Below are 6,163 nucleotides of genomic sequence, written 5' to 3' on the forward strand. Positions count from 1 at the left end.
AGAAAAGATGGATATTCGTAAAATCAAAAAACTAATTGAATTAGTTGAAGAGTCTGGCATTGCAGAGCTAGAGATTTCTGAAGGTGAAGAGTCGGTACGAATCAGTCGTCACGGCACAGTCGCAGCTCCAGCACCAGTTCATTACGCAGCAGCTCCTGTAGCAATGCAGGCTCCAGCAGCTGCGCCTGTAGCAGAAGCTCCAGCAATGGCAGCAGAAGCACCGGCGGCAGTTCCTGCAGGTCACCAAGTTCTTTCTCCAATGGTTGGTACTTTCTACCGCTCTCCAAGCCCAGATTCAAAATCATTCATTGAGATTGGTCAGAGCGTGAAGGCTGGCGATACACTATGTATCGTTGAAGCAATGAAGATGATGAACCAAATCGAAGCGGACAAATCAGGTGTTGTTACTGCAATCCTAGTTGAAGACGGCCAGCCAGTTGAATTCGACCAACCACTCGTTGTAATCGAATAAGCGGGGCTCGCCTTATGCTAGATAAAGTAGTCATCGCGAACCGAGGTGAAATAGCACTTCGTATTCTTCGCGCTTGTAAAGAATTGGGTATTAAGACGGTAGCAGTACACTCAACGGCTGATCGCGATCTTAAGCACGTACTACTTGCGGACGAAACAGTATGTATCGGTCCTGCTCGTGGTATCGACAGCTACCTGAATATCCCTCGCATCATTTCTGCAGCAGAAGTAACAGGTGCGATTGCGATTCACCCAGGTTACGGTTTCCTATCTGAGAACGCAGACTTTGCTGAGCAAGTAGAGCGTAGCGGTTTCATCTTCGTTGGCCCTAAAGCAGATACCATCCGCATGATGGGTGACAAAGTGTCAGCTATCAACGCAATGAAAAAAGCAGGCGTTCCTTGTGTACCAGGCTCTGACGGTCCACTAGATAACGATGAAGACAAAAACAAAGCTCACGCTAAGCGTATCGGCTACCCAGTCATCATCAAAGCATCTGGTGGCGGCGGTGGGCGTGGTATGCGTGTTGTACGTTCTGAAACTGAGCTTGTTCAAGCTATCGCTATGACGCGTGCAGAAGCAAAAGCCGCATTCAACAACGACATGGTTTACATGGAGAAATTCCTAGAGAACCCACGTCACGTTGAAGTACAGGTTATTGCTGACGGTCAAGGCGGCGCTATCCACCTGGGTGAACGTGACTGTTCTATGCAGCGTCGTCATCAGAAGGTAGTAGAAGAAGCACCTGCTCCAGGTATCACCGAAGAAATGCGTAAATACATCGGTGAACGTTGTACGCGCGCATGCCTAGAAATCGGTTACCGCGGCGCAGGTACGTTCGAATTTCTATACGAGAACGGTGAGTTCTACTTCATCGAAATGAATACTCGTATTCAAGTTGAGCACCCAGTAACTGAAATGGTAACGGGCGTAGACCTAATCAAAGAGCAGCTACGCGTAGCAGCGGGTCAGCCTCTGTCATTCACTCAGGATGACATCAAGATCCGCGGCCATGCAATTGAGTGTCGTATCAATGCAGAAGACCCAGAGCGCTTCCTACCTTCTCCAGGTAAGATTGAACGCTTCCACCCGCCAGGCGGCATGGGTGTGCGTTGGGAATCTCACATTTATACTGGCTATACCGTGCCACCTCATTACGACTCAATGATTGGTAAATTGATCACTTACGGTGAAAACCGCGATGTAGCAATTGCACGTATGAAGAACGCTCTAGGTGAGATGATCATTGAAGGCATCAAGACTAACATTTCTCTGCAGCAGTCCATCATGAATGATGAGAACTTCCAGCACGGTGGTGCGAACATTCACTACCTAGAGAAGAAGCTAGGCCTACAATAAGCCTTTGCTAACCTCATAATAAATGCCCACATCTGTGGGCATTTTTGTTTTGTATAAAGACTATACTCAAACAAACCGTAGAGTTCTGGTAAACTCTGCGCCACTTCATTCACTTTAAGAGCAAAAACAAATGCCTTGGATTCAAATCAAACTCAATGCGACCAATGAAAACGCTGAGCAAATCGGCGACATGCTAATGGAAGAGACTGGTGCGCTGTCTGTAACTTTCCTAGACGCGCAGGATACGCCTGTATTCGAACCTCTACCAGGCGAAACTCGCTTGTGGGGCGATACTGATATTCTGGCACTGTATGATGCAGAAGCTGACACCAACTTCATCATCAACCAAATCAAAGCAAGCGACATGTTGGTAGAAGGTTTTGCTTACAAAGTTGAACAGCTAGAAGACAAAGACTGGGAACGCGAGTGGATGGATAACTTCCACCCAATGAAGTTCGGTGAACGTCTATGGATTTGCCCAAGCTGGCGTGAAATCCCAGAACCAGACGCCGTCAACGTAATGTTAGATCCTGGCCTTGCATTCGGTACAGGTACTCATCCAACGACAGCGCTATGTCTTGAATGGCTAGAAGGTCTGGATCTGTCTGGTAAGACAGTTATCGACTTCGGCTGTGGCTCAGGCATCCTGGCGATCGCTGCGATCAAGCTAGGCGCAGAAAAAGTCATCGGGATCGATATTGATCCTCAGGCGCTACAAGCATCTCGCGACAACGCAGAACGTAATGGTGTAGCAGATCAACTTGAAGTGTACCTACCTCAAAACCAGCCAGAAGGTCTAATTGCAGACGTGGTTGTTGCCAACATTCTTGCTGGTCCACTGCGAGAACTAGCTCCAATCATTAAAAGCCTAGTGAAGCCAAATGGTGAGCTTGCGATGTCGGGTGTTTTAAACACTCAAGCAGAAGACGTAGCGAACCATTACCGTGACGAGCTTCACATTGACCCAATCGCAGAGCAAAGCGAATGGTGTCGCATCTCTGGTCGAAAACAAGGCTAGATATGGTTTTTAACGCTAATTGACTGAATTTTATGCAAATTGTAAAAACAATTTGTAAATGCTCAAATATTAGTCTTTTCACGCAGTAAAAAAATGCGTAAAATGCGCGCCCTTGCTGGTACAGAACTGTGATGACGTTTTGAAAATCGGAAACTATCAACTTAAGAACAATCTAATCGTAGCCCCTATGGCTGGTGTAACGGATAGACCGTTTCGCGAGTTGTGTCTTCGCTATGGTGCGGGAATGGCCGTCAGTGAAATGATGTCTGCTAACCCTAAGCTATGGGGAACGTCGAAGTCGAAACAACGCATGGTACACGAGGGCGAATCGGGCATTCGCTCTGTACAAATTGCGGGTTCCGATCCACAGCTTATGGCTGATGCTGCTCAATTCAGTGTTGAAAACGGTGCACAAATCATCGACATCAACATGGGCTGCCCAGCAAAGAAAGTGAACAAGAAGCTGGCGGGCTCTGCACTGCTTCAGTACCCAGACATCATCCAACAGATTTTGACTGCAGTAGTGGATGCAGTGGACGTTCCAGTAACGTTAAAGACTCGAACAGGCTGGGATACAGAAAACAAGAACTGTGTCCAAATCGCTAAATTAGCCGAAGACTGCGGCATACAGGCTCTTGCTTTGCATGGCAGAACGAAAGCATGTATGTACAAAGGTGAGGCCGAATACGACAGCATTAAAGCGGTTAAACAGGCTATATCCATTCCGGTTATCGCAAACGGTGATATCGATAGCCCGGAGAAAGCTAAGTTTGTACTGGAGTACACCGGTGCAGACGCTTTAATGATAGGACGCCCTGCCCAAGGTCGCCCTTGGATTTTCCAGGAAATCCATCACTATTTGGAAAACGGCACCACAATGGATGAGCTTCCAAATGAGGAAGTGAAAGCCATTATGCTTGGTCATGTTAACGCTCTACATGAATTCTATGGTGAGTTCTTAGGACCACGTATCGCGCGTAAGCACGTTGGCTGGTACCTAAAGGAGCATGAACAGGCAAGTGAGTTTCGCCGTACCTTCAACGCTATCGACGCGGCTTCGCTGCAGCTTGAAGCGCTAGAAGGTTATTTTGATAACGTTGCATCATAATTAAGAGAAGAGCTAGACCGAATATGTTCGAACAAAATCTGACTTCAGAAGCATTAACAGTAACTACAGTAACGTCACAAGACCAGATTACTCAAAAGCCTTTACGTGACTCTGTTAAAGCATCTCTTAAAAACTACCTAGCTCAGCTAAACGGCCAGGAAGTAACAGAACTATACGAATTAGTTCTAGCTGAAGTTGAACAGCCACTACTAGATACTATCATGCAGTACACTCGCGGCAACCAAACTCGCGCAGCAACGATGATGGGTATCAACCGCGGTACTCTTCGCAAGAAACTTAAAAAATATGGCATGAACTAATTCAAGTTCATCGCATATTTTGTAAAAAAGGCTTAGTTTATAATGACTAAGCCTTTTTTATTACTTCTCCAATACAGAGATAGAGCAGGCTAGAATTTCGCGCGTCTAAACGAAACATTAGTCAATACGGATAAAATGAAGTGTGACCTGTACTGGTTGAGATAACAAAGAAAATATATATAATCAAAGACTTAAACCGAGATAAGGAAATAAACACATGATTTATAAAGAAAGGGAAGATTGGCTTCATGCCATCCTTAATTCTCTTCCTGATCATGTCTTTATCCTAGACAAGCAAGGTCGCTATATCGAGAGCTTCGGTGGCACCTACCATTCCAAACACTTCAATGCAGAGAGTTACACCAACCTCTACCTCAGTGACGCCCTCTCCTCTAGCAAAGCTTCAGAGCTTTTAAGCTATATAGATGACGTCATTGCTTCTAACGAGCCTAAAGTCGTTAAATACAGTATAGCCCTACAAGATCATCTTCTTATGCCTATAGAAGAGTTAGAAGCGCTTGAGAATCCAGAAGAGACTTGGTTTGAGGCAATTATCAAACCAGTCGATAACGCCATAGATGATTCAAACTGGGTGATTTGGTCTGTTCGTGACGTAACCAAAAACCACCTACTCGAAAAGCGCTTAAAATACCTCTCTGAGACAGATGAATTGACAGGCGTCCTGAACAGAAGAGCTTTTCAAATCAATCTAGAAAACGCGCTCAGTGCACATTTAACCCAAGCCAATACTCTATCCTGTCTAATGATCGATATTGATCATTTTAAAGATATCAATGATCAGGTTGGACACTTTTCTGGTGACCGCGTGATCAGCCATGTTGCAAAGATCTGTCAAACAGCAATTCGTGGTAGCGATTTTATTGGTCGACTTGGCGGAGAGGAGTTTGCAGTGATTCTATCAAACACCAGTGCGATACAAGCTTACGACGTTGCAGAGCGCATCAGACAAGCTATTGAAAGCGCTCCTTGCTGTATAGACGGTATCGAAATCAATACGACGGTTAGTATTGGCGTGGCTGAATATAACAAACAGGTACCAACAACAAAAAAATTAATGATCAGTGCAGACAAAGCTATGTACTATTCAAAACATGCTGGCCGTAATCAAGTGACACTTCACCATGACGGTATTCCCGATGTGAAAATTCAACATTCATCAAACCTTAAAATACAACGAGTATCTTAACTCTCGATAAATTTATTTATATCAACTCCCCTCCCAGCCCTCCCCAAAAGCTTTTGTAAAGTACACCAACAGAACCACTTCGTATTTAAATCTAGGTGATGATTTTATTTAGCCTTAGCCTTGGACGTGTAGTGGCGCACTATCACCCCAATTAGAACTACCATTTGAAGCCTTCGAGTATGGTTTTAAGATGAAGAAAACTTTGTTCAACAAAATATCCCCACTCAACGCTGAACTGAGCAAGGAGCAAAACCAAAATGGGTCACACAACTACTATTGAAATACGCGTATTTATTTGGCTCAGAAAGCCTAGTGACCAAAAAGATAGACGAGAAACTAGATTAACCTTAACAGTTAATTTCTCAGGTTAGTATTAGTTAAATATTACACATACGAAAAAGCCCTAGCATTGCTGCTAGGGCTTTGTCTGAATAAATGGCGGAGCGGACGGGACTCGAACCCGCGACCCCCGGCGTGACAGGCCGGTATTCTAACCAACTGAACTACCGCTCCACACGGAGATAAAACTTTTGTTTTATCCGATACTTGTCGTTCAGAACAAGTACCTTAAATTAAAAGCCTGGCGATGTCCTACTCTCACATGGGGAAGCCCCACACTACCATCGGCGCTATTTCGTTTCACTTCTGAGTTCGGCATGGAAATCAGGTGGGTCCAAAAT

6 protein-coding genes, 1 tRNA gene and 1 rRNA gene are annotated in these 6,163 nt (G+C 45.1%); 6 read left to right on the forward strand and 2 right to left on the reverse strand.

The features are described 5' to 3' along the window. Positions 1-7: 7 nt before the first annotated feature. From accB to AK966_RS16385, 6 genes are all read left to right on the forward strand, one after another. Complete coding sequence (gene accB, locus AK966_RS16355; protein ID WP_099080094.1) at positions 8-472, forward strand: acetyl-CoA carboxylase biotin carboxyl carrier protein; 465 nt, start codon at positions 8-10, stop codon at positions 470-472. Positions 473-486: 14 nt separating this feature from the next. Further along, complete coding sequence (accC, locus tag AK966_RS16360; RefSeq protein WP_099080095.1) at positions 487-1,830, forward strand: acetyl-CoA carboxylase biotin carboxylase subunit; 1,344 nt, start codon at positions 487-489, stop codon at positions 1,828-1,830. A 130-nt stretch (positions 1,831-1,960) separates the two neighbouring features. After that, complete coding sequence (prmA, locus tag AK966_RS16370; protein WP_099080096.1) at positions 1,961-2,848, forward strand: 50S ribosomal protein L11 methyltransferase; 888 nt, start codon at positions 1,961-1,963, stop codon at positions 2,846-2,848. Between the two features lie 139 nt (positions 2,849-2,987). Next, the gene (gene dusB / locus AK966_RS16375) at positions 2,988-3,956 is read left to right on the forward strand and encodes a tRNA dihydrouridine synthase DusB (protein ID WP_172438148.1); all 969 of its coding nucleotides are present in this window, start codon (positions 2,988-2,990) and stop codon (positions 3,954-3,956) included. A gap of 23 nt (positions 3,957-3,979) precedes the next feature. Next, positions 3,980-4,276, forward strand: a complete 297-nt coding sequence (fis, locus tag AK966_RS16380; protein ID WP_000462885.1) for a DNA-binding transcriptional regulator Fis — start codon at positions 3,980-3,982, stop codon at positions 4,274-4,276. Positions 4,277-4,493: 217 nt separating this feature from the next. Beyond that, positions 4,494-5,483: a sensor domain-containing diguanylate cyclase gene (locus tag AK966_RS16385; protein ID WP_119464552.1), complete on the forward strand. Its 990-nt coding sequence runs from the start codon at positions 4,494-4,496 to the stop codon at positions 5,481-5,483. A 436-nt stretch (positions 5,484-5,919) separates the two neighbouring features. Here AK966_RS16385 and AK966_RS16390 read toward each other — a convergent pair. After that, a tRNA-Asp gene (locus AK966_RS16390) sits at positions 5,920-5,996 on the reverse strand. 65 nt (positions 5,997-6,061) lie between these two features. Next, a 5S ribosomal RNA gene (rrf, locus tag AK966_RS16395) occupies positions 6,062-6,163 on the reverse strand; the annotation flags it as partial.

Origin of the sequence: Vibrio sp. PID23_8 (assembly GCF_003584965.1) — a bacterium.
Lineage (GTDB): Bacteria > Pseudomonadota > Gammaproteobacteria > Enterobacterales > Vibrionaceae > Vibrio.

Bases quoted from the DNA above. Each gene is read 5' to 3' on its own strand.
- accB (WP_099080094.1), top strand. From the start codon at position 8: ATGGATATTCGTAAAATCAAAAAACTAATTGAATTAGTTGAAGAGTCT.
- accC (WP_099080095.1), top strand. From the start codon at position 487: ATGCTAGATAAAGTAGTCATCGCGAACCGAGGTGAAATAGCACTTCGT.
- prmA (WP_099080096.1), top strand. From the start codon at position 1,961: ATGCCTTGGATTCAAATCAAACTCAATGCGACCAATGAAAACGCTGAG.
- fis (WP_000462885.1), top strand. From the start codon at position 3,980: ATGTTCGAACAAAATCTGACTTCAGAAGCATTAACAGTAACTACAGTA.
- AK966_RS16385 (WP_119464552.1), top strand. From the start codon at position 4,494: ATGATTTATAAAGAAAGGGAAGATTGGCTTCATGCCATCCTTAATTCT.